Below are 25,468 nucleotides of genomic sequence, written 5' to 3'. Positions count from 1 at the left end.
CGGCCGCGACGCACCGGCGGCCACGCACCACCCGAACCCCCACCACGCGAGAAGGACCATGCGACGCCACAGCGCCCAGCTCACCCACCAGCCCGCCGTCCTGCCCTGGCTCGGCGCCAACTTCTGGTCCCGCACCGGCGGTCCGCTGATGTGGCGCGACTACGACCCGAAGACCGTCCGCGAGGAACTGCGCGTACTGGGCGACCACGGCCTGAACATGACCCGGTCGTTCTTCTACTGGCCCGACTTCCACCCGGAGCCGGACCGCGTCGACGACGCACTGTGCGCGCGGTTCGAGGACTTCCTGGACGCCCACCTCGAAGCGGGCATGGGGACGGTACCGACGTTCATCGTGGGCCACATGTCCGGTGAGAACTGGGACCCGGCCTGGCGCGGCAACCGCGACCTGTACGAGGACGTGTGGATGGTCGGCCGCCAGGCGTGGTTCGTCTCCCGCATGGCACGCCGTTTCAAGGACCACCCGGCGGTCACGGGCTGGCTGATCACCAACGAGATGCCGGGCTACGGGCGGATCTACCAGGTGGACCCGCCGTCGGCCGACGTGGTGACCGCCTGGGCCCAGGCCATGTGCAACGCGGTGCGCGCGACCGGAGCGACGCAGCCGGTGTCGCTGGGCGACGGGGCGTGGGGCATCGAGGTCACCGGCCGCGACAACGGCTTCTCGCTGCGGGAGACCGCCGAGTACGTCGACTTCGTCGGCCCGCACGTGTACCGCTCCGACACCGACCGGCCGCGGCAGCACTACCGCGCGGCCTTCGAGTGCGAGCTGGCCGCGGTGACCGGGCAGCCGGTGGTGCTGGAGGAGTTCGGGCTGTCCACCGACACCGTCTCGGCCGCCAACGCGGGCCATTTCTACCGCCAGACCCTGCACAACTCGCTGCTGGGCGGGGCCACGGGCTGGATCGCCTGGAACAACACCGACTACGACGCCCTGTGGGACCGGTCCCCCTACGACCACCACCCGTTCGAGATGCACTTCGGCATCACCGACTCCGCGGGTGCGCCGAAGGAACCGCTGCGTGAACTGGCCGCCTTCGCCGACGTGCTGAAGGCCGTGGACTTCCCGAACTGCGCCCGGACGGAGGCCGACGCCGCACTGGTGGTGCCCGCCTTCCTGGAACGCGGCTACCCGTACAGCCGTCCCGCCGACCGGCCGCTCATCTTCACGTCCCTGCACCAGGGTTACGTCACCGCGCGCGCCGCCGACCTCCCCGTCGCCCTCACCCGCGAGGCCGACGGGCTGCCCGGCGAGGCGTCGCTCTACCTGCTGCCCGCGACCCGGCAGCTCACCACGCGTACCCGCCGGGAGCTGGCCCGCCGGGCCGCCGACGGCGCCACCGTGTACCTGTCGTTCTGCTCCGGCGAGCACCCGGGCACCCGCGGCCCCTGGTTCGACGACCTGGACGGCCTCTTCGGGGTGGAGCTGCAGTTGTCGTACGGCGTCGCCGAGCCGATCGAGGACGACGTGCTGGAGATGACGTTCACCGAGGACTTCGGCGGCCTGCGCGCCGGAGAGGTGCTGCGCTTCCCGGTCGCGGGGAACGAGGACAGCCGCGCCTACCTGCCCGTGGTGCCGCGCGCGGGCCGGGTCGTCGCCGTGGACGCGCACGGCCGGCCCGCCCTGGTCGTGCACGAGACCGGCACGGGCCGTACCGTGCTGGCCACCTACCCGCTGGAGCACATGGCGGCCCGGACGGCGCGCGTCAACCCGGACGCCACACACCGGCTGTACGCCGCGCTGGCGCGGGTGTCGGGCGCGCGGCGGCCCGTCACGGTGACCGATCCGCACGTCTCGGCGGACGTCGTCGCGCACGCGGACGGCCGCCGCTTCGTCTGGCTGGTCAGTCAGAGCGACGGGCCGCTGGTGGTCCGTCCGCGGACCGACGGGAAGCTGCACGCCCTGGCCGACGGCGAACCCGTGGACGATGTGCGGATCGACCCGTACGGCGTCGCCGTCCTGGAGCTGCGATGACCGTCCCCCGCTACCGCGACCCGGCGGCGCCGGTGCCGGAACGCGTTTGCGACCTGCTGGGCCGCATGACCCCGGCGGAGAAGGTGGGCCAGCTCAACCAGCGCATGTACGGCTGGCACGCCTACGAGCGCGGCCCGGACGGCCACCGCCTCACCGACGCGTTCCGCGAGGAGGTCGCCGCCTTCGACGGCATGGGCGCGCTGTACGGACTCCAGCGGGCGGACGCCTGGTCGGGCGTCGGGTTCGAGGACGGCCTGGACGCCCGGGACGGCGCCCTGACGGCGGCGGCCGTCCAGCGGCACGTCCGGGACAACACCCGGCTGGGCATCCCCGTCCTGCTGGTCGAGGAGATGCCGCACGGCCACCAGGCGCTGGACGGTACGGTGCTGCCGGTCAACCTGGCGGCCGGCGCCACCTGGGATCCGGAGCTGTACGCGGAGGCGGTGGCCGGCGCGGGCGCCGAACTGCGGGCCCGGGGCGCGCACATCGCCCTGGTGTCCGCGCTGGACCTCGTACGTGATCCCCGCTGGGGACGCAGCGAGGAGTGCTTCGCCGAGGACCCGTATCTCGCGGCACGGATGACCGAGGCCCTGGTCGAGGGTGCGCGGCGGGCGGGTGTCGCCGTGGTGCTGAAGCACTTCGCCGGCCAGGGCGCCACGGTCGGCGGGCGCAACAGCGCGGCGACGGAGCTGGGCCACCGCGAGCTGCACGAGATCCACCTCGCGGCGGCCCGGGCCGGGGTGGCGGCGGGCGCGGCCGGGGTGATGGCCGCCTACAACGAGTTCGACGGCGTACCGTGCGTCGCCAACCGGTACCTGCTGACCGAACTGCTGCGCGACGAGTGGGGCTTCGACGGTGTCGTGATGGCGGACGGAACCGCGATCGACCGGCTGGTGCGGCTGACGGGTGACCCCGTGTCGGCGGCGGCCCTGGCTCTGGACGCGGGCTGCGATCTGAGTCTGTGGGACGACTGCTTCCCCCGGCTGGGCGAGGCCGTGGAGCGGGGGCTGGTGTCCGAGGAGGCCTTGGACACCGCGGTGGCGCGGGTGCTCACGCTGAAGTTCCGCCTCGGTCTGTTCGAGCGGCCCGGGCCCGCGGACGGCCCGGGGAGCCCCGGCCGGCCGGACGTCGGCGACCTGGGCGAACGGATCGCCCGCGGCTCGGTGACGCTGCTCGCGCACGAGGGCGGGGTCCTGCCGCTGTCCCGGGCCGCGCGGCGGATCGCGGTGCTCGGGCCCAACGCGGATTCCGTCGCCCAGCAGATCGGTGACTACACGGCACCGCAGCGGCCCGGTGACGGCGTCACCGTCCTGGACGGCATCCGTGCCGCCGTCGCGCCCGGCACCGAAGTGGGGTACGCCCGTGGGTGCGAGCTGGTGGGGGACGACGTGTCGCGGGTGCCCGAGGCCGTGGCACTGGCCGCCGGCTCGGACGTCACCGTGCTGGTGCTGGGCGGTTCCAGTGCCCGCACCGCCGACACCGCCTTCGAGGAGAACGGGGCGGCCGTCACAGGGGCGGGAGCGCCGTCCGGCATGACGTGCGGTGAGGGCGTCGACCTCGCGGAGCTGGCCCTGCCACCGGCGCAGCGGGCCCTGCTGGCGGCCGTGTCGGCGACCGGGACGCCGGTCGTGGTGGTGCTGGTGCAGGGCCGGCCGCACGCCCTGCCCGAGGTCGACGCACCGGTCTCGGCGGTGCTGAGCACCTGGTACCCGGGACCGCGGGGCGGGCGCGCCGTGGCCGAGGTGCTGTTCGGCGACGCCGAGCCGCGCGGGCGGCTGCCGGTGTCGGTGCCCCGCTCGGCCGCCCAACTGCCCGTCTTCTACAACGGCAAGGACCACCGCTACCGCGGCTACGTCGACCAGAGCGCGACGCCCCGCCACGCCTTCGGGCACGGACTGTCGTACACGAGCGTCGAGTACGGGGCACCGCGCCTGTCGCAGGTCCGGGTCGCCGTGGACGCGCCCCGCCTGACCTGCCGGGTCGCCGTCCGCAACACCGGGACGCGGCCGGCCGACGAGACGGTGCAGCTGTACCTGCGCCGGGTGTCGGGGGGCACGTCCTGGCCGCGGGTGCGCGAGCTGCGGGGGTTCGTCCGCGTGCGCCTCGCGCCGGGCGAGCGGGCCGACGCGGTCTTCGACCTGGACGCTCGGACGCTGGCGTCCGTGGGGCGCGACCTGCGCCTTGCCGTCGAGGCGGGCGTCGTGGAACTGGAGACGGGACCGGCGTCCGACCGTACTCAGGGGGCACGTCTGGAGATCACCGACTCGGAATCGCGTGCAACTTAGGCTAGCCTTCCCTTCATGGCGAAGGTTCGTCGGCTCACGCCCCAGCAGCCCGAGATGTTCCGCGCCCGCGTGGTGCGGACCGAGCGGGTCACCCCGTCCATGCAGCGCGTCACGGTCACCGGGCCGGGGCTCGGCGGCTTCCCGTGGCTGGGGTACGACCACTGGTTCCGCCTCTTCCTCCAGCTCCCCCACCAACGCGCCCTCCGCCTACCGGAGTTCACCGGCGCCCAGTGGTGGCAGCCGTACCTGGCCATCCCCGAGGCCGAACGGCCGCACTGCGCCAACTACTCCGTGGCGGACTTCCGCCGCGAGAGCGCGGAGATGGACATCGACTTCGTGGTGCACCGCGGGCCCACGGGGGAGATCGAGGGCCGGGCCGCGATCTGGGCCTGCGCCGCCCGGCCCGGCGACGCGCTCGCCGTGCTCGACCAGGGGATCCTCTTCGACTGCCCGCGGGACGCCTCCGAGGTCACCGTCGTGGCCGACGAGACGGGCCTGCCCGCGACGGCGGGCATCCTGCGGTCCCTGCCCGCCGACGCGGTGGGCCGGCTCATCCAGGAGGTCCCCACCGCGGCCGACCGGCGCGAGCTGCACGCCCCGCCCGGCGTGAGCGTGACCTGGGTCGTGCGTGAGGACAGCGCCTCGGTCCCCGGCGCCGCCGCCCTGGGCGCACTGCGCCGGGTCACCCGCGCCGAGGCCACGGGGTACGCCTTCGTCGTCGGCGAGTCGACACTGGCCACCGAGGGCCGCAGGCACCTGCACCGCCTCGGTCTGCCGAAGGAGCGCATCACGTTCTCGGGCTTCTGGAAGCACGAGAAGGCGCAGGCCGCGGCCTGAGGCGGTTCAGGACTGGGCGTCCTTGACCCGCTGGTAGTGACGCCGGGCCTTCATCCGGTTCCCGCAGTCGGCCATGGAGCACCAGCGGGCACTGTTGGGCTTGCTCCGGTCCAGCAGGAAGAGCCGGCACTCGGGATTACCGCACGGCTTGAGCCGTCCCGGCTTCGTTTCCCGCAGATGCGCCCAGGCCAGTACGGACTCCACCGCGAGTCGCCGCGCCGCGGGCACCCGCAGCGACCACTCCAGCCTGCCGTCCTCGATGTCGGGCACGCTGTCGACGCCGTCGAGGAAGCCGCGCAGGGAGTCCGGCCCGCGCTCACCCCGGACGACGCTCTGCAGCACGTCCCGCACCTCGGCGAGGAAGGCGATCTCCTCACGCGTCCCGGCCCCGCCGTGGTCGCGCACCCAGGCGCGGGCCTCGTCGGGCGCGCCCAGGGTGTCGTGCACCGCACCCGCCACGACGGGCGTCGTGTTGAGCAGCTCCAGGAGCCGCTCCTCGGCCGCCCTGTCGATCATCACGTCCACCGTCTAACCCCTCTTCGCGAACTGACAGGTTACAGCCGCTCACACACTCTAACCCTTTATCTTCGCTTGACAGGTTAGCCCCGGAGTGCTCCACTGAAGCTAACCACTTAATGCAAACAAAGGGGTTACGATGAATGCCACCGTCCATCACCGCACCGCCACCATCGACGGCCTGGACGTCTTCTACCGCGAGGCCGGGGACCCGCAGGCGCCCGCCGTCGTGCTGCTCCACGGCTTCCCGACCAGCTCCCGCATGTTCCGGAACCTGATACCGAAGCTCGCGGACACCTACCACGTCATCGCGCCGGACATGATCGGCTTCGGGCATTCGGCGATGCCCCGGGTCGACGAGTTCGACTACAGCTTCGCCTCCCTCACCGACGTGACCGTCGGCCTGCTGGACCACCTCGGCGTCGACCGGTTCGCGGTGTACGTGCAGGACTACGGGGCGCCGGTCGCCTGGCGGATCGCCACCCGGTCACCGCGGCGCATCTCCGCGATCATCACGCAGAACGGCAACGCCTACACCGACGGCTTCGTCAAGACGTTCTGGGACGGACTCTTCGCCTACACCGACCACCCGGCCCCCGAGACCGAGGCCCCGGTCCGTGCGGCACTGTCCCCCGAGATGATCCGGTGGCAGTACGTGAACGGGGTGGCGGACCCGACCGTCGTCAGCCCGGACAACTGGACCGTCGACCAGGCCCTGCTCGACCGGCCGGGCAATGACGCCGTCCAGCTCACGCTGTTCCGCGACTACCCGACCAACGTCACCCTCTACCCCCGGCTCCAGCAGTACTTCCGCGACTCCCAGGTACCGCTGCTGGCCGTCTGGGGCGCCAACGACGAGATCTTCGGACCCGACGGAGCCCGCGCCTTCCAGCGCGATCTGCCCGAGGCCGAGATCCACCTCCTCGACACCGGGCACTTCGCCCTGGAGAGCCACCTGGAGGAGATCACCGGCCACATCCGCGGCTTCCTCGCCCGCGTCGCCCCCTGACCGGCGCCCGCCGGGCCAGGACCTCACGCGTGGCCGGCCGGGCGCCCCATGACGTGGGGCGCCAGGATGTCGGCCACCGTGCGGTTGCGCGGGACCGGGATGCCGAGACGGTCGGCGAGGTCCGCCACTCCCCCGCTGAGCCAGGGCAGTTCCAGGCGGTTGCCCTGCTCCAGGTCGTGGTGCATGGAGGACGTCATGTCCGCGGGGAGCGTGTCGCAGAAGTCGAGTCGGTCGTCGGCGAACCCGCTGTCCAGCCGCACGCCGGACGCCCGGGCCACGGCCACCGTCTCGGCCATCACCTCGCGCAGCAGGCGGCGGCTCTCCTCGTGGGCCCGCACGACCCCGATGGGCCGGCGGACGGCCGCCGTGGTCGCCGACAGGCCGACCAGGAAGACGAACTTCTCCCAGACGACCCGCTCGATGTCGTCGCTCGTCTCCGCGTCGATCCCGGCGTCGCGGAACGTGGCGAGTAGGGCGTCGCTGATCGCCTTCTGACCGTCGTGGTAGGGGCCGAGCACGATCCTCTGCAGCGTGCCGTTGTGGACCACGACCCCGGGCTCCTGGATGAACGCGGAGATGAAGCAGACACCGCCCAGGACCTGTTCGTCCGTCAGCCGGTCACGGAGGATGCCGTCCTTGTGCACCCCGTTCTGGAGGGACAGCACCGGCGCCGAGTGCGCCGCCGACGACCGCAGCTGTCCGGCGACGTCCTCGGTGTCCCAGAGCTTGACGGCGACCAGGACCACGTCGACGGGGCCGAGTTCGGAGATGCTCGCGACCACCGAGGCGGGCGGCGCCCGGAACACGCCCAGCGGGCTGCGCACGACCAGCCCCGACCGGCGTATCGCTTCGAGGTGGGCGCCGCGGGCCACGAAGGTCACCTCGTTCCCGGCGGCGGCCAGCCGCGCTCCGAAGTACCCGCCGACGCCGCCTGCCCCGATCACCGCGATGCGCATGAATCCGCCCCACTCCCCTTGGTAACCATTCGAACAGTTACTATCCAACCATGGACGGTGAGCAGCGGGACACACCTCGTCGCAGGGTCACCGCGCGACTCCGGGAGCTGCGTTTCGACGCGGGGGCCCTCTCCCTGAACCTCGTGGCGACGGTGGGCCGCAGGCCCGGCGTCCCGGTCGAACGGATGGGGGACGTCGCACGCCTCGAAACCTGGTGCCGCGGCGTGGGACTGGTGCCGGCCGAGGGGCAGGACCCGCAGGAGATGCTGCGCTCGCTGCACGCCCTGCGCGCGGCCGCGTTCGACATCGCCTCCTCCGCGCTCGACGGCCACCGGCCCCGGCCCGCGTCGGTGGACCTGGTCAATCAACTGGCCCGTGCCCAGCCGCCGGTGCCGCGACTGGAACTTGCTGCCGACGGTGGCGGCTGGGTCCCGAAGAACGGCCGGGCGCTGACCCGGGAAGCACTGCTTTCGCTCGTGGCACGGGACCTGATCGACCTGATGACGGACGAGGCCCGAAGCTCCCGCCTCACCGCGTGCGCCTCCGAGGTGTGCCGGATGCTGTTCCTCGACTCCGGCGGCGGCAGGCCGCGCAAATGGTGTTCCATGCGGCGCTGCGGCAACCAGGCCAAGGCGGCCGGCCACCGGTCGAGGGCCGGCGGGCCCCGGTGAGCCGTCCGCTATGACTTCACGAAGGCCAGGAGGTCGGGGTTGATGACCTCCGCGTGGGTCGCGTGCATACCGTGCGGGAACCCCTCGTACGACTTGAGGGTGCCGTTCTCGAGGAGTTCGGCGGAGAGCGGGCCCGCGTCGGCGTAGGGCACGACCTGGTCGTCCGTGCCGTGCGCGACGAGGACCGGTACGTCGATCCGCTCGAGGTCCTCGGTGAAGTCGGTCTCGGAGAACGCCTTGATGCACTCGTAGTGGGCGTTGGCCGCGCCCCTCATCCCCTGGCGCCACCAGTTGTCGATGAGGCCCTGCGACACCTTCGCGCCCTCCCGGTTGAAACCGTAGAAGGGCCCGGACGGCACCTCGATGTAGAACTGCGCCCGGTTGGCGGCGAGGGCCGCGCGGAACTCGTCGAAGACCTCGATCGGCGTGCCGCCGGGATTGGACTCGGACTTGACCATGATCGGGGGCACGGCGCTGAGGAGCACGGCCTTCGCGACCCGGCCCGGCTTGGCACGCGCCACGTAGCGCGCGACTTCGCCGCCGCCGGTCGAATGCCCCATGTGCACGGCGTCCTTCAGGTCGAGCGCGTCGGTCATGGCCGCCACGTCGGCGGCGTAGGTGTCCATGTCGTGGCCGGTCGAGGGCTGGCCGGAACGCCCGTGACCGCGCCGGTCGTGGGCGATCACACGGTAGCCGTGCGAGAGGAAGAACAACATCTGGTTGTCCCAGTCGTCCCCGCTGAGCGGCCAGCCATGGTGGAAGACGATCGGCTGCGCGTCGCGCGGCCCCCAGTCCTTGTAGAAGATGGTCGTGCCGTCCGAGGTGGTGACCGTGCCCATGGCTGATCCTTCCGCGTCCGGGGCAGGAGAGAGCGCCGGACCCTGGCCGGGGCCGGAGGCCGTGGCCGAGTCCGTCTCCGCCAACCCTACGTCGATGTCGGACATGCCACATTTTCACCCGTAATGATGAGCCGACATTCGCACAAGACCCGCGACCGGCGCCGACCGCACCATCGCGGGCATGAAGGAGAACGGCACCCGCACCCACCTCTCGCACGGCCTGCACGTGGTGCGCGACGGCCCGCCCCAAGCGCGGCCGCTGCTGCTCGTCCACGGCACCGGAGCCTCGGGCGCGTCCTGGGGTCCCGTGACCCCCGCGCTGGCCGCCCGCCATCACGTCGTCCGGGTCGACCTCCCGGGCTGCGGCCAGTCCCCGCCCGCGGAGTCGTACGACGTCCCCGCGCAGGCGGACCGCGTCGCGGCGCTCCTCGACCACCTGGGGCTTCGCTCCGTGACCGTGGCCGGGCACTCCAGCGGCGGGTACGTCGCGACGGCGCTCGCCGAGCGGCGCCCGGATCTGGTGGGGGCCATCGCGCTGGTCAGCACCGGTCCGGACATGGACGCCTTCCGCACGCAGCCCCTCGCCCTCCGCCTGCTGCTGGGCCCGCCGTTCGGCCGTCTCCTGTGGTCGCGCCGCACGGACGCGATGATCCGCAAGGGGATCGGCGCGACGGCCGCCCGCCCGGTGGACGTCCCGGACACGATGATCGACGATCTGCGGAACACCTCGTACCGGGCATTCCGGACGTTGTCGCACCGGAACATCGCGTACCTCACCGAGCGCGCCGTGTCCGAGCGCCTCGCGGCGCTCCGCCTCCCGGTGCTGGCCGTCTTCGGCGACGCCGACCCCCGTTGGGAACCGACGTCGGCGCACCGGTACGGCGCCGTGCCCGGCACGCGGGTCGAGACGCTGCCGGGGGTGGGGCACCTTCCCCCGCTCGAAGCGCCCGCGGCGACCGCCGAACTGCTGCTGCGTTTCGCGGCGAGGGGCGCCGGCGCTCCGCCCGTCGCCCACTGAGACCTAGAGTGTGCCCGTGTTGCCGTCAGACGCGCCACCCGACTGGACGAGCGTGGACATCGCCGTCCCGCACCCGTCGGTCCGGCTGCCGGGCATCAGCATGGCCGGCTTTCGGCAGCCCGTCCCCTCCTTCACGGACATCGCGATGGTGGCGCACCCGTCCGTCACCCTGCTCATCGACCTGAGCGAGGGCGAGGGCATCCAGTACGGCGCCCACGGCCGGCACGGTCGCGGCAGCTTCGTCGCCGGTCTCCTCCCGGGCGAGCTGCGGGCGTCGGGACGAGTGGGCGAGTGCCTCCAGATCCGGCTGGAGCCCGCCGCGGCGACCGCTGTGCTGGGCTGGTCGACCGACCTCACCGGGCGGGTCGAGTCCTTCGCGGACGTCTGGGGCCGGAACGCGGAACGGACCGAGGAGGAACTGCGCGCCGCGGGGTCGTTGGACGAACGGTTCGCCGTCGCGGCGGGCATGCTGCTCCGCCGGGCAGCTGACCGGCGTCCGGTCGACCCGGAGGTCGCGCGTACCTGGCGGCGGACGCTCACCGGCCGGGGGCGCGTACGGGTCGACGGCCTGGCCGGCGAGGTCGGTTGGAGCCGCAAGCACCTGTCGGCGCGTTTCACGGCCCAGCTCGGCATCACGCCCAAGCTCGCCGCGCGTCTCGTCCGCTTCGACCACGCCGCCCACCTCCTCGCGGCGGGCCTCGCCCCGGCCGCCGCGGCCGCGGAGGGCGGCTACGCCGACCAGTCCCACCTCCACCGCGAGGTGCGGGCATTCACCGGCCTCACCCCCACCGCCCTGGCCGCCGCACCGTGGCTGGCGATCGACGACGTCGCCTGGCCCGGCTCGTCACCGGGCCGGTCCGCCCCGCGTGCGGGTGTCACACGGCGTTGACCGGGTGCCGTACGACCGCGTCGGACAGGTGGCCCTGCGAGTTGTGGACGGTCGCGTCGGGCCATGGCGCTTCGTAGAGCCAGGCAGCACTGGTCCTCGCCGCACAGTTCGCCCGGGCCCCTGCCGTCCGCCTCCACCTCGGCGACGTAACCTCCGGCCGTATGGAACCCGTGCGCCGTCCTCCGGAACCCTCCTCCGTCGCTCCCCGGCCCCGGGCGCGTGACCTCGGTGTCGTCATCGGGTCCGGCACCCCCGGGCCCCGCAACGCCATCACCGACGTGCCGGGCGTCCGGGTCGGGCACACCACCGTGCGGCGGCCGCCCGACGTCCACAGCGGGGTCACCGCCGTCCTGCCCGACCTGGTCTGCCCCCGGACCCCACTGCCGGCCGGGGTGTTCAGCGGCAACGGCTACGGCAAGCTCATCGGGACCACCCAGCTCACCGAACTGGGCGCGCTGGAGACCCCGGTCCTGCTCACCTCCACCCTGTCGGCCTTCCGGGTCGCGGACGCCCTGGTCGGCTGGATGCTGCGGCGGCCCGGATGCGAGGAGGTACGCAGTCTCAACCCCGTGGTGGGCGAGTGCAACGACGGCTTCCTGTCGGACATCCGGGCACGTCCCGTCCACGAGGACCATGTGCACGCCGCCCTGGACACCGCCGCCGGCGGGGCCGTGGCCGAGGGGTGCGTAGGCGCCGGAACCGGCACCGTGGCGCTGGGTTTCAAGGCGGGCGTCGGCACCGCCTCGCGCACTCCGGAAGCGGGTGGCCGGCGCCGCACCGTGGGCGTCCTGGTGCAGGCGAACTTCGGCGGCACGCTCCGGGTGCTCGGCCGGACCCTCACCCCCCGCTCCCTGGGCGTCGCCGGGGCGGACAGTGCGGGGCCGGTCGCGGACGCGGGGTCCTGCATGATCGTGGTGGCCACCGACGCGCCGCTCGACGCCCGGCAGCTCACCCGGGTCGCCCGGCGCGCGGTGTTCGCGCTGGCACGCACCGGCGCGGCGTACAGCCACGGCAGTGGTGACTACGCCGTCGCCTTCGCCACCCGCCCGGGCGGCGCCCCGGTGGCCGATGCCGACCTGAACCCGCTGTTCGAAGCGGTGCTCGACGCCGTCGAGGAGGCGGTGCTCAACTCCCTGCTGGCAGCGACCACGACCACCGGCCTGGACGGCCGGACGGCCCCCGCGCTCCCGGCGGAGTCCCTGCTCCGCGCCCTCTCCGCCCCTCCGGCGCCGGGCGCCTGAGGCGAGTTCCGGCCTCATCGGTCAAGGGGAGTTCACGCGACGTACCGTGCGGATCAGGCTGGTCGATCAGAGGCATAGCGGGCGAGCGTGGTCTCTACCGCCTGCTCGACGGCGTAGCGGATGTCGGAGGCTGCCGGGTTCCAGTCGGTCAGCAGCATGCGGGGCCACAGGACGTAGTTGGCGATCATCCCGAGGAACTGGTTGGCAGCGCTCTCCGCGTCCGGAACGTCGGCGTTGCCGGCCTCGTGCTCCGACTCCAGGTAGTCCTGGACCGAGGTGAAGTAGGGCAGCTTGCCGAGCTGGAACTGCATGCGTCCCAGTTCGGGGAAGCGGGGCAGCTCGGCGATGACGATGCGGAACAGGGCTGTCATGCCGGGCCGGCTGATCAGGTCGGCGTAGCGGTGGCCGATGGAGGTCAGGCCGGAACGGAGGTCTCCTGCCCGAGGTCGCGCGACGGCGCCTGTGGCGTCACGCTGCCAGGACTCGGTGACGATGGCCTCGAAGAGGGCTGCCTTGGTGGGGAACTGCTTGAAGAGGGTGGACTTCGAGACTGCCGCCCCTTCGGCGATGCGGGCGAGGGACGTGCCGTCGTAACCGTGGTTCAGGAAGAGGTCCGTGGCCGCGGAGATGATCGCCTCACGCTTCTGCTGGGCGAGACGGCGGTGATGTGCGGAGAGCTCTGCTGCCATGCGTGCAGTATGCCCCAGCCCCGAGGCGAGTCACTTGACTCGCCTCTTTGGGCGCACCTACGCTGCACGGGAAAGGCGAGTCACCTGACTCGCATCCGATGGCGGTGTCCCAGGTCTCTCTGGTGCCGTGCGATGAGGGAGTAGCCGATGGCAGCCGACATGATCGCTCTGGTGACCGGCGCGAACCGCGGTCTGGGCCGGAGTACGGCCCTGGCGCTGGCGGCGCGCGGGGTGAGGGTCGTGGTCACTCATCGCGGTGATGCGACCGGCGCCGAGGAGACGGCGCGGCAAGTGCACGCCGCGGGTGGGACTGCCGCCGTCGCGCGTCTCGACATCAGCGACGTCTCCTCTTTCGGGGTCTTCACCGCCGAGCTGAGCGGACTCCTTGAGCGTTGGGGGGCCTCTCGGCTCGACATCGTGGTCAACAACGCGGGGGTGGGTGTCTTCGGCCCACTGGAAACCGTCACGACCAGCGACTTCGACACGGTGTTCGACACGAATGTGCGGGGCACGTTCTTCCTCGTCCAGTCGCTTGTGCCGATGCTGGCGAAAGGCGCCCGCGTCATCAACGTCTCGTCGTCGTTGACTCGCCACACCAGTCCCGCGACCTCGGTCTACTCCGCCTCGAAGGCCGCCGTCGAGGCCCTGAGCCGCACTCTGGCCGCAGAACTCGGCCCCCGTGACATCCGGGTCAACTCCATTGCCCCGGGGCCGACCGCCACCGACTTCAACGGCGGCGCCATGCGGGACGACGCCGGCATGCGCCAGGGCCTGGCCGGGCAGACCGCGCTCGGCCGCGTCGGCGAACCCGAGGAGATCGGCGACGCCATCGCCACGCTGGCGTCCGAGGGCCTGCGCTGGATGACCGCCCAGCGCGTCGAGGTCTCCGGCGGCGCCCTCCTCTGACCGGGTGAGCCTGCCCCGGGAGAGCCCAGGTTGATAGGCAAGTCGACGCTTGCCTATTCTGAGGTCATGACGCAGGATGTGTTCAAGGCGCTGGCCGACCCCACCCGCCGGCGCATCCTTGACGAACTGGTCGAACGGGACGGCCAGAGCCTGTTCGAGATATGCGCCCGCCTCACCACCAAGCACGGCCTGGGCCTGTCACGGCAGGCGGTCAGCCAGCATCTCGCCGTGCTGGAAGCGGCGGGCCTGGTCGTCCCCAGGCGTGAGGGCCGCTACAAGTTCCACGACCTCGACACCGCACCCCTGGAGCGCATCGTCACCCGATGGCTCAGACCCGACGCACCGGAGAGCACCCCATGAAAATCCACCTCACCAGCGTGTTCGTAGACGACCAGGAGAACGCCCTGCGCTTCTACACCGACGTCCTGGGCTTCGTGAAGAAGCACGACGTCCCCATGGGCACGGACCGGTGGCTGACCGTGGTCTCACCGGAGGCCCCCGACGGAACCGAGCTTCTGCTGGAGCCCTCCGGCCACCCCGCGGTGCGGCCCTACAAGGAGGCGCTGGCCCACGACGGCATCCCGGCCGCCTCCTTCGCCGTGGACGACGTGCCGGCGGAGTTCGACCGGCTGCGCGGGCTCGGGGTGCGCTTCACCCAGGAGCCGCTGGAGATGGGCCCCATCACCACCGCGGTGCTGGACGACACCTGCGGCAACCTGATCCAGATCGTGCACAGCAAGTAGCGGAGCGGGTCACCCCGCCGGCGGGCGGAACTGGGGGCCGTAGTTGCCCCCGCCGTCCGGCAGGGCGGTCTCCATCAGCCGCAGCGCGGGGGCTTCCATCGCGCCCATGGCGCGGACGGCCGAGCGCAGGGTGCGCGGGTCCCCGTCGGTCCACGCCGCGTCCAGGGTGCTCAGGACCTTGGCGTAGGCGGTGTCGAACTGGTCGAGCAGACCCTGGACGGAGGTGGACGCACCGGACCAGCCGCCCGCCGGGACGCGGGCCATGGGGCGTGCGGCGGGGAAGGGGACGGGGGCGCCGGTGAACTGCCAGCCGTCCTCCGTCTCGCGCAGCTGCCGCCCGTGGTAGATCTCGCCGAAGGCGTAGTAGTGGGCGGGGTGGTCGTCGCCGAAGGCTTCCGCCGGGGAGCTGGCGGTGCCCTCGCCCTGCTCCTTGATGATCTCGATCGAGCGCTCGACGCCGTCGAGGTCGGTCACGGGTTCCATGACGTCGTTGCCGATGCGATCGGAGAGCTGTCCCCGCGCCGTCATCTCGGGCGCCGCGGCCTTGAACGCGCCGAGCAGGGCGTCGTAGAAGTCACCGATGCTGGGCGCGTCCTCCACGTGCCGGGCGAGCGGTACGTCGGGGGCTTCGATCGCCATCATCACGTCGTGCACGTAGGGGCGGGTGAGGCCCGACAGGTAGACGTTCACCTCGGCGCGCACCCCGCCGGGGAGCGGCCCGGGGTAGGCGAGCGCCGCGTCCGCGATGCGTGGCCGGCCGCCGACGGCCACCAGCAGGTTGCAGACCACGCCCATGTGGTACATCTCGTCGGCGAGGATGCGCCGGATCAGCCGTGCCGCCTGGCTCGAGCGGTCCTCGATGGACCACCAGCCGCACAAGTACGGCGGGATCGTGGCGAGTTCGAGCGCCACGGCCACCTGCAGGGACTGCTTGAGCCACTCGACGTCCCGGCCGTCCGTGGGGACGGCGAGCAGCGACGCCACGGACGGGCAGGGGCCCGTGCCGACCGGGCAGCCGGCCGCCGGGACGGGAGCGGCCGCCGCCGAGGGAGTGGCCGCCGTCACGGGAGCGGCCGCCGTCAGAGCGGCCGACGCCATGAAGGTCCTCCGCCCGAACGGGGCCCGGGCCCCCGACGATTCCGCGCGCACATCTGTCACCCGCTGCTCCCTCGCATGTGAACCGCGCCTCGGACCGAGGCGTCCGGTTTCCTCCGACGGCTGGCGAAACTAGCAGCGTGGACGCCGTTTCCCCGGCGCGCGCCGCCGAGTGCGGCATCGCCCACCCGGTCGGCCGTATCGGTGGCGCGTCCGGCCGGGGCGGGCCCCGGTGGCCTCGGGGTCAGGAGTCGGTGGTCGCGTCGGCCGGTTCCGGTCCGTCCGCCGGGGCGGGGCCGGGGTGCCGCGGGCCCCGGGCGAGGACGTAGAAGAAGAGGACCGCCATGACGGCGACGCCCGCCCACATGGCCTGTCGCCGGCCGTCGACGAACGACTCCCTGGGCGCGTCCGCCACCGCCCGCGTGTGCGGCCCCGCCCGGTGCGCGGCGTCCAGCGCGTTGGCGACCCCTTCGCGCGCCGTGTCCGCGGTCGCGCCGTGTCCGCGGTCGCGCCGTGTCCGCGGTCGCGCCGGGGACACCGTCGAGCCGGGCGTCGACGGCGTCGCGGCAGCCCGCGGAGAGCAGGGCCCCGAGGAGGGCGACGCCGAGCGCGGTGCCGAACTCGCGGGTGACGTCGTTGAGCGCGGACGCCCCGCCCTGGTGCCCGCGCGGGAGGGCACCGGTGATGGCCTCGGTGGAGGGTGTCATCGCGAGGCCCATGCCGGCGCCCCCATGGCGAGCATGCCGGGCAGGACGGACAGGTAGCCGCCGTCGACAAGGCCGAGCCCGGCATGACCGTGGTGCGCCGGCGCATGACCGAGCCGGCGTCCGACCATCCCGCGCGCACGCGGGCCCACCCGGGGCGCGAATGGCTGGTCGTCCTGTCGGGCACCGCGACACTGCTCCTCGGCAACCGGCGGTTCCGGGTGGAGACCCACCAGGCGGCGGAGTTCCCCACCATGCTCCCGCACAGCATCGGCGCCGAGGGCGGGCCCTGCGTGATCCTCGGCATCTTCGACCGCGACGCCCGACGGGGCCACCAGCCCGGCGAGACGGGGACTCCCGCACGGTGATCCCGGCCCCCACGCAACACTCTTGACACGCTCACGTCGACCGCTTGTATGGTCTAGTCCAACAGAACTCGCCGCTCCGTTTGCGGAGTTGGCCCCTGCCCGGGGCCGTACTTCGCGCGAGGACGGCGAGCGCGCGTCACCTTCGCGCCTCTTGGCCCCACCCACGAGAGGCCGTACTCGGCGTGCGCGGTCACCCCCCACATTCGACCGCGCGCCGCCCTGGAACGGCCTGATGTGAAGGAGTTCCCCATGCACGCACGCAGGAAGACCGCCGCGCTGATCGGCGCGGCCCTCGCTCCCGTCGTCGCCGTCAGCCTCCCCGCCTCCTCGGCGAGCGCACACGGTTACATCTCCGATCCGCCCAGCCGCCAGGCCCAGTGTGCCGCCGGCACGGTGTCCTGCGGTGACATCCAGTACGAGCCGCAGAGCGTCGAAGGGCCCAAGGGGCTGACCAGTTGCAGTGGCGGCAACAGCCGCTTCTCGGAACTGGACGACGACAGCAAGGGCTGGGCCGTCACCCCGGTGTCGAAGAACACGACGTTCTCCTGGAAGCTCACCGCGCAGCACAACACCAGCACCTGGGAGTACTACGTCGGCGGGCAGCGGATCGCGCTGTTCGACGACGGCGGCGCCAAGCCGGGCGCGGTGGTGAACCACCAGGTCGACTTCGGTGGCCTCTCCGGCCAGCAGAAGGTGCTCGCCGTGTGGAACGTCGCCGACACGTCCAACGCCTTCTACGCCTGCATCGACGTCAACGTCGGCGGCTGACGTACCGGTTGCAGCAGTCCGGGAGCGGTCGCACTCCCCCTGAGGGCCGCGACCGCTCCCCCCTCCTCCGCCCTCCGTGCCGTTCCCCCCACCGAGCAGGAGTCGACAACCGTGCAGCACCGCAAACTCGCACTGCTGGCCGCCACCGGCGCGGCCGCCGCCCTCTGCAGCCTGGCCCTCGCGCCGTCGGCCCTCGCCCAGAAGTCCGACGCCCCCAGGTCCGACGCCGGGGCCGCCGCCGGATTCGTGGTCAGCGAGGCCCAGTTCAACCAGATGTTCCCGAACAGGAACTCGTTCTACACCTACAGCGGACTCACCGCGGCGCTCAGCGCCTACCCCGGGTTCACCAACACGGGCAGTGACACGGTGAAGAAGCAGGAGGCCGCCGCCTTCCTCGCCAACGTCAGCCACGAGACCGGCGGGCTGCAGTACGTGGTCGAGCAGAACGAGGCCAACTACCCCCACTACTGCGACGCCAGCCAGCCGTACGGCTGCCCGGCCGGCACCGACAAGTACTACGGACGCGGTCCCGTCCAGCTCAGCTGGAACTTCAACTACAAGGCCGCCGGGGACGCCCTGGGCATCGACCTGCTCAACAACCCCGACCTGGTCCAGAACGACGCGGCCGTGGCCTGGAAGACCGGCCTCTGGTACTGGAACACGCAGAGCGGTCCCGGGACCATGACACCGCACGACGCCATGGTCAACGGCGCGGGATTCGGCGAGACCATCCGCGCCATCAACGGCAGCCTGGAGTGCGACGGGGGCAACCCCGGTCAGGTCCAGAGCCGGATCGACAACTACCAGCGCTTCACGCAGGCCCTGGGCGTCGAGCCCGGCGGCAACCTCAGCTGCTAGCCGACGCCACCGGCCCCTCGCGATCAGCGGCACCGCCGATCGCGAGGGGTCGCCGCGCTACCCGCCGCAGGGAGAGCACCTCTGACCGGAGAGGGTGGCGCGCAGCCGCCACAGGTCGCGGAGGACCGCGATCTCGGACATGTGGTGGATGAACTCGAGGTTGGCGCCCGCCACCACGGTGATGTAGGGGTCGTCCGGGTCGGAACCGTACGGGTACTGCGAGAAGCCGACCGTGTCGAGTTGCTCGTCGGTGACGGTGGCGACGTCGGCGCGCCAGCGGTCGATCAGCGACCAGAAGCGGTCGAGGGCGACGTCGGCGGAGGGAGAGAAGTCGACCAGCTGCCTGGGGTCCTGCCGGCGTTCGCCGAAGGTCCACTCCCACTGGCCCGCGAAGCAGGAGTGCAGGTGCCCGAGCCGCCAGGCAAGGGTGGTGAACGGTGCCTCGTCCGGGGGCGGTTCACCGGTGTGGGCGAGCACCTGCCCGACGCGCTCGACGCTCACGCTCCAGTCCGCGGCGATCTTGGCGACCGGCATGCCCCCGGCGGCCTGTCGCGCCACCTCGGCGTACTCGTTGGCCGGGATGTCCGGGGCACCCTTGTCCAGCACCCACTCGCCCGGCCCGTACGCCCGGGGCGTCGCCGCCTTCGACCTGCGCCGGATCGACCAGCAGCCGCGCACCGGCTCCCACAGGTACTCCTCGTCGCCGAGTCCCGCCAGTCGTACCTGCGCCATCTCCCGGGCCTGGTCGAACTGGTCGAGCAGGCACCCCAACCGGTCGGTGCGCGCACCCTCGGTCTCCATGTCCGGCTCCCCTCGTGGCACCCCGCGCCCTCACGGCGTTCAGGCGGAGGCTAGCGAGACGCCACCCGGCGGTGCGACTGGATTTCGGCGCCGGAGGAGTTCACGGGGACGGCGTGACCCCGGCCGCGGTGGGCCGGCCGTCGACGTAGGTGGCCACCACCTCGATGTCGCCGATGCGCGAGGGGTCGACGCGCCGCGGGTCGTCGCCGAGCACGGCCAGGTCGGCGCGCTTGCCCTGGGTGAGGCTGCCCAGGTCGTCCTCCCAGTGGCAGGCGTGGGCACCGGCGACGGTGTAGGCGTGCAGGGCCTCGTCGACGGTGATGCCCTCGGCGGGGCCGATCCGCCGGCCCGACAGCGAGGCGCGTTCGACCATGAACTGGACGGCGCGCAGCGGGGATCCGTCGGTGACGGGGCGGTCGGAGCTGCCCACCAGCGGGATGCCGTGGTCCAGGAACGCCCTGCCCCGGTAGAGCCACGGGGCGCGTTCCGCACCCATGATCGCGGCGTAGTCGTCGCCGAAGCAGCGCAGGAAGTTGGGCTGGACGACCGCGGTGACACCGAGCCGGGCGAAGCGCGGGAGCTGGTCGGGGCGGACCAGTCCGGCGTGCTCGACGCGGTGCCGGGCGCCCGGCCGCGGACGGAGGGTCTGCGCCCTTTCCAGCGCGTCCAGGGCGACGTCGGCCGCGCGGTCGCCGATCGCGTGGACGGCGAGCTGCCAGCCGGCGAGGTGTCCGTCCACGATGGTCCGGGCCAGCACGTCGGGGTCGTCCTGCAGCTGGCCCGCGTGGTCGAGCCCTACGTAGGGGCTGCTGAGCGCGGCGGTCCTGGCCATCATGCCGCCGTCGGTGAACACCTTCAGCGCGCCCACGGAGAGCCGGTCGTCGCCGAAGCCGGTGCGCAGTCCGAGGTCGAGGGCCCGGGGGATGCCGTCCCTCTCGTGGGCGTCGACGGGGTGCAGCCGGTCCGCGGACACCATGAGCTGCACCCGTAGCGGCAGCAGGCCCCGGTCCCGGGCGAGTTGGTAGGCGCCCAGCTCGACCGGGCTGTGGCCCAGGAGGGTGCCTCCGATGCCCGCTTCGGCGCAGGCGGTGACGCCCTCGGTGAGGCAGGTGCGGGCGGCCCGTCCGATCGCCTCGGCCAACTCGTCCTGGGCGTGCGGCAGGCGCAGGGCGCGGGCGGCGCCCATGGCGCCCTCGGCGAGGAAGCCGTTGTCGTGCGGGGTGCCGGCGGGGAGCAGGTCGAGAACGGCGGAGTTGACGGCGCAGCCGTGCCCGGAGTCGTGCATCACGTAGAGCAGGTGTCCGTGGCTGACCCGGTCCAGTTCGGCGGCGGTCAGGTGGCGGCCGAGGACCCGCTGGTCGTAGCCCGCGATGCTCACCCAGGAGCCGGGGGTGCCCTTGCGGGTGACGGCCTCCGCCACGACCGCGAGGACGTCCTCGACCCGTGTGAGCCCGGCGATGCTCGGGGTGCTCTGCTTGAACCCGGTCCAGGCCAGGTGCACATGGGCGTCGATGAAGCCCGGCAGCACGGTGGCGCCCTGGAGGTCGACGACTTCGCGGGCCGGCAGGGAGGTCACGGCCTCGTCCAGGCCGACGATCCGGCCCCGCCAGATGCCCAGGTCGTGGGCGACGGGGTGGTCCGGGTCCATGGTGAGGAAGCGCGCGTTCGTCAGTCTGGTGGAGAGCATCGGGGGTCGGATCCTCCTGAGGCATTAGGTTAGGCTCGCCTAACGGCTGGCGAGCTTAGCCGTCCCGTTTTCCGCTCCACAAGGAGACGTTCATGAGGCTGGTGGGGGAAGAGCCCTTCGCCGCGTACGGGCTCTCCGGCGCGCCCGGCACCGACGCCTTCTGGGCCGGAGCGCGGACTCCCGCGTCGTTGGCCGACGGCGACGGCTGGACGACCCTGTTCCTGCGGCGCGGCGGGGAGGCGGCGAGCGTCGGCTTCGAGAGCTGGTCGGACCCGGTGCCGTTGCGCAGGTGGGGGCTCACGGACTGCTGGTACGCCGAGGTCCGCATGCCGGCGCGGCTGCGCGTGACGTACCAGTTCCTCGTGGGCGACGAGGCGTACGCGGACCCGTGCAATCCGGTGGGCGCGGGCGGCGAGCGGTCCATCGCGGCGACACCGGACGCCCCGCCCCAGCCGCACTGGCCCGTGGTGGGCGCCGACGACGTCCTGCCCCTTCCCCGCACCCGGCTGCGCTGGACCAGTGAACGCCTCGGTGGGCGGCGCACCGTTCGGGTCCATGAGGTGGGCGGGGGCGGGCCGGTGGTCCTGCTGCTCGACGGGGACGACTGGCTGTATCTGCATCCGGCGGCGGCCGCGTTCGACTCGGCGGTCACGAGCGGCGAGATACCGCCGGTCACGCTGGTGTTCCTGCCGGCCAAGGACCGGCAGACCGAGTTCGGGTGCCGGCCCGCGCTGTGGGAGGCGGTCCGGGACGAGTTGCTGCCCCTGGTGGCGGAGAGCGCCGTGCACGCCGACCCGGACCGGCTGGTGGTGGCGGGCCAGAGCCTCGGCGGACTGAGCGCGGTGTACGCCGCGCTGGAGTTCCCGGACCTGGTGTCCCGGGTGGCGTGCCAGTCGCCGTCGCTCTGGTGGACACCGGACGCCGCGCGCCTGCCGGACCCGCTGGGCGGCCCGGTCGGCGGCACCGTCGCCGCGCGGCTGCGCAGGGGTCCGGACCTGTCCGGGCTGCGGATCGCGTTCGACGTGGGGGAGCACGAGACGCGGATGCTCCCCCACTGCTCCCTGGTGGAGACCCTGACCGAACAGGCCGGTGCGACGGTGCTCGTCTCCCGCTCGGCCTCGGGCCACGACCGGGCGGGCTGGCGCCACGCCCTGCTCCGGGACGTGGCCTGGGCGCTCGCCTAGGTCCTGTCGTCGGACTCACGGCCTAGGAGGTACCGCCGACGACGGAGAGGTCGAGGGCGCGGTCGGCGTCGTGCGGGCGGAGGACGCGCGTGATGCCCTCCAGCAGGTAGTAGTCGGCGTAGGGGAGGGATATCTCGACGCCGTCCTCGGCCGGGCGGTTGCGCGTGCAGCGGGCGACCACCGCCTCGGCCCGCGTCGAGCCCCGCGTGAGACATGTCCGGGCCAGCGCGGTGAGCAGCCGCAGCGCCGTCTCGCGGTACTCCCGCCTGCCGGTGGCCGCTGCGAGGTCGAGCAGGCCGCAGGCCATGACCGCACCGGCCGAGGCGTCCTTGACGTCGTACGGCTGCTGCGGCGCCCGGTAGTCCCACACGGGGACGTGGTCCTCGGTCAGGGCGCCCGTCGCGAAGTCGGCCAGGCCGCGGGCGGTGGACAGGAAGGCGCGGTCGCCGGTCCTGCGGTACATCGTCGTGAAGCCGTAGATGCCCCAGGCCTGGCCGCGCGCCCAGCACGACGTGGGACTGTACCCCTGCACGGTGCCGGGCCCGACGGGCGCTCCGCTGTCCGGGTCGAAGTCGTAGACGTGCGGGGTCGATCCGTCGGGGCGGAGGAAGACCCGCTGCGTGGTCCTGGCGTGCTCGACGGCGATGTCCAGGTACTTCCCGTCCCCCGTCTCCCGGCTCGCGAAGGCCAGCAGGTCGAGGTTCATCATGGTGTCGATGATGACCCGGCCCGCGTTCCCGGGGTCGGAGAGCGCGCCCCACGCGCGGATGAAGCGGCCGCGCGGGTTGTACCGCTGGATGAGGGAGTCGGCCGCCCTGATCGCACCGTCCTTCCAGGCGGCGTCGCCCGTCAGGCGCCAGGCGGTGACCCACGACGGGTAGAAGAGGAAGCCCAGGTCGTGGGTGGAGGTGTCGTACCGGCGCGGCGCGAGTCCCCGCGCCGAGTCGAGGGCCAGGGTGCGGAAGTCCTCGTCGCCGCTGTGGAGATACGCCATCCAGAGCGTCCCGGGCCAGAACCCGCCCACCCAGTCGCCGTTCTCGGAGTAGACCCACTTCTCGAACTTCGTCCCCACCGGGAAGTCGCTCACCGTCGGCGCGACGACGCGGAGCTTCGCGACGGCGTAGTCCGCCGCGTCCCGCAGGACGCGCTCGGTGGCCGGCGCGGGCGCCCCGGCGTCGGCGGCGGCGGCCGCGGTCTGCTGTGACAGGGCGTGAACGCCCACGACGCCGGTGGCCGAGGCCAGCACGGTTCGACGGGAAACACTCATGGGTGGTCGTCCTCCAACTGGGCGACGGGACCTGGGAGTTGTCCGAAGCGTGGCACACGGCACCATGGGTGTACACCCTTGGGTGCTGTTCCTGTACGTGAACGGAGGTGATCACTCAGGGATCCCGCGGGCGGTCTTTCCCACTCGGCGCCGACGTGCCATGCTCCCCCGAACTCCACCGCGAACGTGATTCACATACATGTCTGATGGCATAAGGGAGAGGGGTGGGTATGTCTCACGACAAGAGCCACGGCGGCGCGGGTGGTTGCGCCGGTCCGGTCACCAGACGGGGTCTGCTCGGCGGTGCCGTGGTCGTGGCCGCGGGTGCCGTGGCCGGGGCGGCGCCGTCGGCCCTCGCCGCGGCCGGGGCACCGCCCGGCACGGCGCCCGGCAGGGTGCCGTCCCTGTGGCGTGAGTTCGCCCGGTCTCCCTTCACGCACCCCCAGATCCCCTTCGTCGGCCGGGCCGGCTGTCTCGGCGGGGCAGCACGGCTCCCCCGGCACACCGTGGTCGCCGACGTCCGCGACTTCGGTGCGGTGGCGGACGGCACGACCGACTGCGCCCCGGCGATCAATCGCGCCCTCGCCGCCGCCGGGCGGGCCGGCGGCGGCACGGTCACGCTGCCACCCGGCACCCTCCGCATCGACGGCCTGATCCGCGTCGGCCACTCGAACGTCGTGCTGCGCGGCGCCGGAAGCGACCGCACGACACTGCGCGCCACCAAGCACCTCACCGAACTCGTCGGCGCCTACGGGTCCCGGTACGGCGGCGACAAGTCCTCCTGGTCCTGGGCCGGCGGCCTGATCTGGCTGGCCCCCGAGGCCCGCTGGAACTCCCTCACCGACGCCATCAGGGCGAAGGAGTGGCCGTTCGAGGGCTGGACCGGCAACCGGCGCGACGAGTGGCGCACGCTGACGACCGTCGCCCCCGCCCGACGGGGCTCGTGGACGGTCCGGGTGAGCGCCCCCTCACGGCTCCGTCCCGGCGACCTCGTCCTGCTGCGCCTCGCCGACGACGCGGACCACACCCTGCTCGCCCACATGGCGGGCGGCGGACCGGGCGCCGAGTCCTACGCCTGGGACGATAAGACGAAGCTGACGTCGTACGTGCCCTACGAGTGGCCGGTCCGCCTCACGGAAGTGGACGGCCGACGCGTCACCCTGGAGCGCCCGCTGCCGCTCGACCTCCGCCCGGAGTGGGATCCCCGGCTGACGACGCACGTCGAGGAGTTGACCGGCTCGGGGGTCGAGGGGCTGACCCTGGAGGCCCCCGACGTTCCCCAGCAGCCGCACCTGCTGGACCGCGGGTACAACGGCGTCGTGCTGCAGTGCGCCTACGACTGCCGGGTGGACGACGTGACCGTGCGCCACGTCGACAACGGGTTCGGACTGGTCGCCGCCTCGGCCTGCACCCTGAGCCGCACCAAGGTGACTGGGCGCGGTTCCCACCACCCTTACTTCTGCCGCGAGGGGTCCCACGACAACCTGATCGAGGACTTCACCGTCGAGGAACGCACCACGCCCGCCCCCGCCGGCACCCAGTTGCACGGCATCAACGTGGAGGGGCTCTCCTCGCACAACGTCTGGTCACGCGGGGTGATGGAGATGGGTACCTTCGACAGTCACCGCGGCATGCCCTTCGCGAACGTGCGCACCGACATCACCGTGGACAACAACGGCCGCCACGGCGGCGACGCGAGCGCGGGACCGCTCTTCGGAGCCCGTTTCGCCCACTGGAACATCAGGGTGACGAACGGCCGGGCCGGTCTGATGAAGATCGACGGTCTGGCTCCCTGGTCCGCCACCGTCGGGATCAACGAGGTGCGCGAGTTCGACCAGATCGACGTCCCCGACTTCGCCGGGGACCTGCACGCGCGCCTGGAGCTGTACGGCACGACCGACGCCGTACGACCGCGGAACCTGTACGAGGCTCAGCACGGGCTGGGGCGGTAGGGCCCGGAAACGCGTCGGGTGGGGGGCTCACGCCACCCACCCGAGACGACGGGACGTCCTCAGCTCTGCGGACGGCTACCGTGGTTGGCGCCGTTCTTGCGGCGGGCCTTCTTCTTGCGACGTCGCTTCGAGGACATCGAAACCTCCTTGCTGATCACTTTTCACACGCTGTGCACCGGATGGTCGGCTCCG

25 protein-coding genes and 1 pseudogene are annotated in these 25,468 nt (G+C 72.6%); 16 read left to right on the top strand and 10 right to left on the bottom strand.

The window, feature by feature from the left end; translation table 11 throughout:
* Nucleotides 1-58: 58 nt before the first annotated feature.
* Genes ACFW01_RS13975 through ACFW01_RS13965 form a run of 3 tightly spaced genes read left to right on the top strand, consistent with a single transcriptional unit; the run spans nucleotide 59 to nucleotide 5,115 of the window.
* Entirely contained in the window at nucleotides 59-1,993 is a 1,935-nt protein-coding gene (locus ACFW01_RS13975; RefSeq protein ID WP_234957832.1) for a cellulase family glycosylhydrolase, read from the top strand.
* Nucleotides 1,990-4,278 carry a glycoside hydrolase family 3 N-terminal domain-containing protein gene (locus ACFW01_RS13970; RefSeq protein WP_234957833.1) on the top strand — a complete coding sequence of 763 codons (2,289 nt, stop codon included), beginning with the start codon at nucleotides 1,990-1,992 and terminating at the stop codon, nucleotides 4,276-4,278. The genes ACFW01_RS13975 and ACFW01_RS13970 overlap by 4 nt, the downstream gene beginning before the upstream one ends.
* Nucleotides 4,279-4,293: 15 nt before the next feature.
* Nucleotides 4,294-5,115 (top strand): siderophore-interacting protein, encoded by an 822-nt coding sequence (locus ACFW01_RS13965; protein WP_234957834.1) that lies wholly within the window; start codon nucleotides 4,294-4,296, stop codon nucleotides 5,113-5,115.
* A gap of 6 nt (nucleotides 5,116-5,121) precedes the next feature.
* On the opposite strand, the gene ACFW01_RS13960 is transcribed toward ACFW01_RS13965, so the two are convergent.
* A complete protein-coding gene (locus ACFW01_RS13960) occupies nucleotides 5,122-5,631 on the bottom strand; it encodes a CGNR zinc finger domain-containing protein (RefSeq protein ID WP_234957835.1) in 510 nt (169 codons plus the stop codon).
* Nucleotides 5,632-5,770: 139 nt separating this feature from the next.
* Here ACFW01_RS13960 and ACFW01_RS13955 point away from each other — a divergent pair, with 139 nt between their 5' ends.
* Nucleotides 5,771-6,640 (top strand): alpha/beta hydrolase, encoded by an 870-nt coding sequence (locus ACFW01_RS13955; protein ID WP_234957836.1) that lies wholly within the window; start codon nucleotides 5,771-5,773, stop codon nucleotides 6,638-6,640.
* 23 nt (nucleotides 6,641-6,663) lie between these two features.
* Here the strand turns inward: ACFW01_RS13955 and ACFW01_RS13950 are convergent, their stop codons facing one another.
* Nucleotides 6,664-7,596, bottom strand: coding sequence for a 2-dehydropantoate 2-reductase (locus ACFW01_RS13950; RefSeq protein WP_234957837.1), 933 nt, complete (start codon nucleotides 7,594-7,596; stop codon nucleotides 6,664-6,666).
* A 50-nt stretch (nucleotides 7,597-7,646) separates the two neighbouring features.
* Between ACFW01_RS13950 and ACFW01_RS13945 the strand changes: the two genes are divergently transcribed.
* On the top strand, nucleotides 7,647-8,267 hold the full coding sequence (locus tag ACFW01_RS13945; protein ID WP_234957838.1) for a CGNR zinc finger domain-containing protein: 621 nt from the start codon (nucleotides 7,647-7,649) through the stop codon (nucleotides 8,265-8,267).
* A gap of 8 nt (nucleotides 8,268-8,275) precedes the next feature.
* Here the strand turns inward: ACFW01_RS13945 and ACFW01_RS13940 are convergent, their stop codons facing one another.
* The gene (locus ACFW01_RS13940; RefSeq protein WP_234957839.1) at nucleotides 8,276-9,106 is read right to left on the bottom strand and encodes an alpha/beta fold hydrolase; all 831 of its coding nucleotides are present in this window, start codon (nucleotides 9,104-9,106) and stop codon (nucleotides 8,276-8,278) included.
* A 181-nt stretch (nucleotides 9,107-9,287) separates the two neighbouring features.
* Here ACFW01_RS13940 and ACFW01_RS13935 point away from each other — a divergent pair, with 181 nt between their 5' ends.
* From ACFW01_RS13935 to ACFW01_RS13925, 3 genes are all read left to right on the top strand, one after another.
* Complete coding sequence (locus ACFW01_RS13935) at nucleotides 9,288-10,124, top strand: alpha/beta fold hydrolase (protein ID WP_234957840.1); 837 nt, start codon at nucleotides 9,288-9,290, stop codon at nucleotides 10,122-10,124.
* Between the two features lie 100 nt (nucleotides 10,125-10,224).
* Nucleotides 10,225-11,013 (top strand): helix-turn-helix domain-containing protein, encoded by a 789-nt coding sequence (locus ACFW01_RS13930; RefSeq protein ID WP_234957928.1) that lies wholly within the window; start codon nucleotides 10,225-10,227, stop codon nucleotides 11,011-11,013.
* A 161-nt stretch (nucleotides 11,014-11,174) separates the two neighbouring features.
* Nucleotides 11,175-12,254 carry a P1 family peptidase gene (locus tag ACFW01_RS13925; RefSeq protein ID WP_234957841.1) on the top strand — a complete coding sequence of 360 codons (1,080 nt, stop codon included), beginning with the start codon at nucleotides 11,175-11,177 and terminating at the stop codon, nucleotides 12,252-12,254.
* A 53-nt stretch (nucleotides 12,255-12,307) separates the two neighbouring features.
* Here ACFW01_RS13925 and ACFW01_RS13920 read toward each other — a convergent pair whose 3' ends face one another.
* On the bottom strand, nucleotides 12,308-12,943 hold the full coding sequence (locus tag ACFW01_RS13920; RefSeq protein ID WP_234957842.1) for a TetR/AcrR family transcriptional regulator: 636 nt from the start codon (nucleotides 12,941-12,943) through the stop codon (nucleotides 12,308-12,310).
* Between the two features lie 147 nt (nucleotides 12,944-13,090).
* Here ACFW01_RS13920 and ACFW01_RS13915 point away from each other — a divergent pair, with 147 nt between their 5' ends.
* The 3 genes from ACFW01_RS13915 to ACFW01_RS13905 all read left to right on the top strand — a co-directional run bounded on the left by ACFW01_RS13915 (nucleotide 13,091) and on the right by ACFW01_RS13905 (nucleotide 14,592).
* Nucleotides 13,091-13,849: an SDR family oxidoreductase gene (locus ACFW01_RS13915; protein ID WP_234957843.1), complete on the top strand. Its 759-nt coding sequence runs from the start codon at nucleotides 13,091-13,093 to the stop codon at nucleotides 13,847-13,849.
* Nucleotides 13,850-13,915: 66 nt separating this feature from the next.
* Complete coding sequence (locus ACFW01_RS13910) at nucleotides 13,916-14,209, top strand: metalloregulator ArsR/SmtB family transcription factor (protein WP_234957844.1); 294 nt, start codon at nucleotides 13,916-13,918, stop codon at nucleotides 14,207-14,209.
* On the top strand, nucleotides 14,206-14,592 hold the full coding sequence (locus ACFW01_RS13905) for a VOC family protein (protein WP_234957845.1): 387 nt from the start codon (nucleotides 14,206-14,208) through the stop codon (nucleotides 14,590-14,592). Before ACFW01_RS13910 ends, ACFW01_RS13905 begins: the two co-directional genes overlap by 4 nt.
* A 9-nt stretch (nucleotides 14,593-14,601) precedes the next feature.
* Here ACFW01_RS13905 and ACFW01_RS13900 read toward each other — a convergent pair whose 3' ends face one another.
* Both ACFW01_RS13900 and ACFW01_RS13895 read right to left on the bottom strand, forming a co-directional pair.
* The gene (locus ACFW01_RS13900; protein ID WP_234957846.1) at nucleotides 14,602-15,690 is read right to left on the bottom strand and encodes a ferritin-like protein; all 1,089 of its coding nucleotides are present in this window, start codon (nucleotides 15,688-15,690) and stop codon (nucleotides 14,602-14,604) included.
* Nucleotides 15,691-15,931: 241 nt separating this feature from the next.
* Entirely contained in the window at nucleotides 15,932-16,225 is a 294-nt protein-coding gene (locus ACFW01_RS13895) for a hypothetical protein (protein ID WP_384503684.1), read from the bottom strand.
* 237 nt (nucleotides 16,226-16,462) lie between these two features.
* Here ACFW01_RS13895 and ACFW01_RS13890 point away from each other — a divergent pair.
* The 3 genes and pseudogenes from ACFW01_RS13890 to ACFW01_RS13880 all read left to right on the top strand — a co-directional run.
* Nucleotides 16,463-16,759 (top strand): annotated as a pseudogene (locus tag ACFW01_RS13890) (cupin domain-containing protein); the annotation flags it as partial.
* A 249-nt stretch (nucleotides 16,760-17,008) separates the two neighbouring features.
* A complete protein-coding gene (locus ACFW01_RS13885; protein ID WP_161329375.1) occupies nucleotides 17,009-17,527 on the top strand; it encodes a lytic polysaccharide monooxygenase auxiliary activity family 9 protein in 519 nt (172 codons plus the stop codon).
* A gap of 111 nt (nucleotides 17,528-17,638) precedes the next feature.
* Nucleotides 17,639-18,385, top strand: coding sequence for a chitinase (locus ACFW01_RS13880; protein ID WP_234957847.1), 747 nt, complete (start codon nucleotides 17,639-17,641; stop codon nucleotides 18,383-18,385).
* 57 nt (nucleotides 18,386-18,442) lie between these two features.
* Here the strand turns inward: ACFW01_RS13880 and ACFW01_RS13875 are convergent, their stop codons facing one another.
* Entirely contained in the window at nucleotides 18,443-19,186 is a 744-nt protein-coding gene (locus ACFW01_RS13875; protein WP_234957848.1) for a DinB family protein, read from the bottom strand.
* 100 nt (nucleotides 19,187-19,286) lie between these two features.
* Nucleotides 19,287-20,873: an amidohydrolase gene (locus ACFW01_RS13870; protein WP_234957849.1), complete on the bottom strand. Its 1,587-nt coding sequence runs from the start codon at nucleotides 20,871-20,873 to the stop codon at nucleotides 19,287-19,289.
* Between the two features lie 92 nt (nucleotides 20,874-20,965).
* On the opposite strand from ACFW01_RS13870, the gene ACFW01_RS13865 reads away from it, so the two are divergent.
* Nucleotides 20,966-22,057 (top strand): alpha/beta hydrolase-fold protein, encoded by a 1,092-nt coding sequence (locus ACFW01_RS13865; RefSeq protein ID WP_234957850.1) that lies wholly within the window; start codon nucleotides 20,966-20,968, stop codon nucleotides 22,055-22,057.
* 22 nt (nucleotides 22,058-22,079) lie between these two features.
* Here the strand turns inward: ACFW01_RS13865 and ACFW01_RS13860 are convergent, their stop codons facing one another.
* On the bottom strand, nucleotides 22,080-23,324 hold the full coding sequence (locus tag ACFW01_RS13860) for a glycoside hydrolase family 88 protein (protein ID WP_234957851.1): 1,245 nt from the start codon (nucleotides 23,322-23,324) through the stop codon (nucleotides 22,080-22,082).
* Nucleotides 23,325-23,554: 230 nt separating this feature from the next.
* Here ACFW01_RS13860 and ACFW01_RS13855 point away from each other — a divergent pair, with 230 nt between their 5' ends.
* Nucleotides 23,555-25,276: a glycosyl hydrolase family 28-related protein gene (locus ACFW01_RS13855; RefSeq protein WP_234957852.1), complete on the top strand. Its 1,722-nt coding sequence runs from the start codon at nucleotides 23,555-23,557 to the stop codon at nucleotides 25,274-25,276.
* Between the two features lie 59 nt (nucleotides 25,277-25,335).
* On the opposite strand, the gene ACFW01_RS13850 is transcribed toward ACFW01_RS13855, so the two are convergent.
* Nucleotides 25,336-25,413, bottom strand: coding sequence for a 50S ribosomal protein bL37 (locus ACFW01_RS13850; RefSeq protein WP_370443954.1), 78 nt, complete (start codon nucleotides 25,411-25,413; stop codon nucleotides 25,336-25,338).
* Nucleotides 25,414-25,468: the final 55 nt, after the last annotated feature.

It is taken from the genome of Streptomyces sp. NPDC058985 (assembly GCF_042740985.1).
GTDB lineage: Bacteria > Actinomycetota > Actinomycetes > Streptomycetales > Streptomycetaceae > Streptomyces.
The sequence above is the reverse complement of the archived record's forward strand: the minus strand, read 5'-3'. Positions and strand labels throughout refer to the sequence as shown.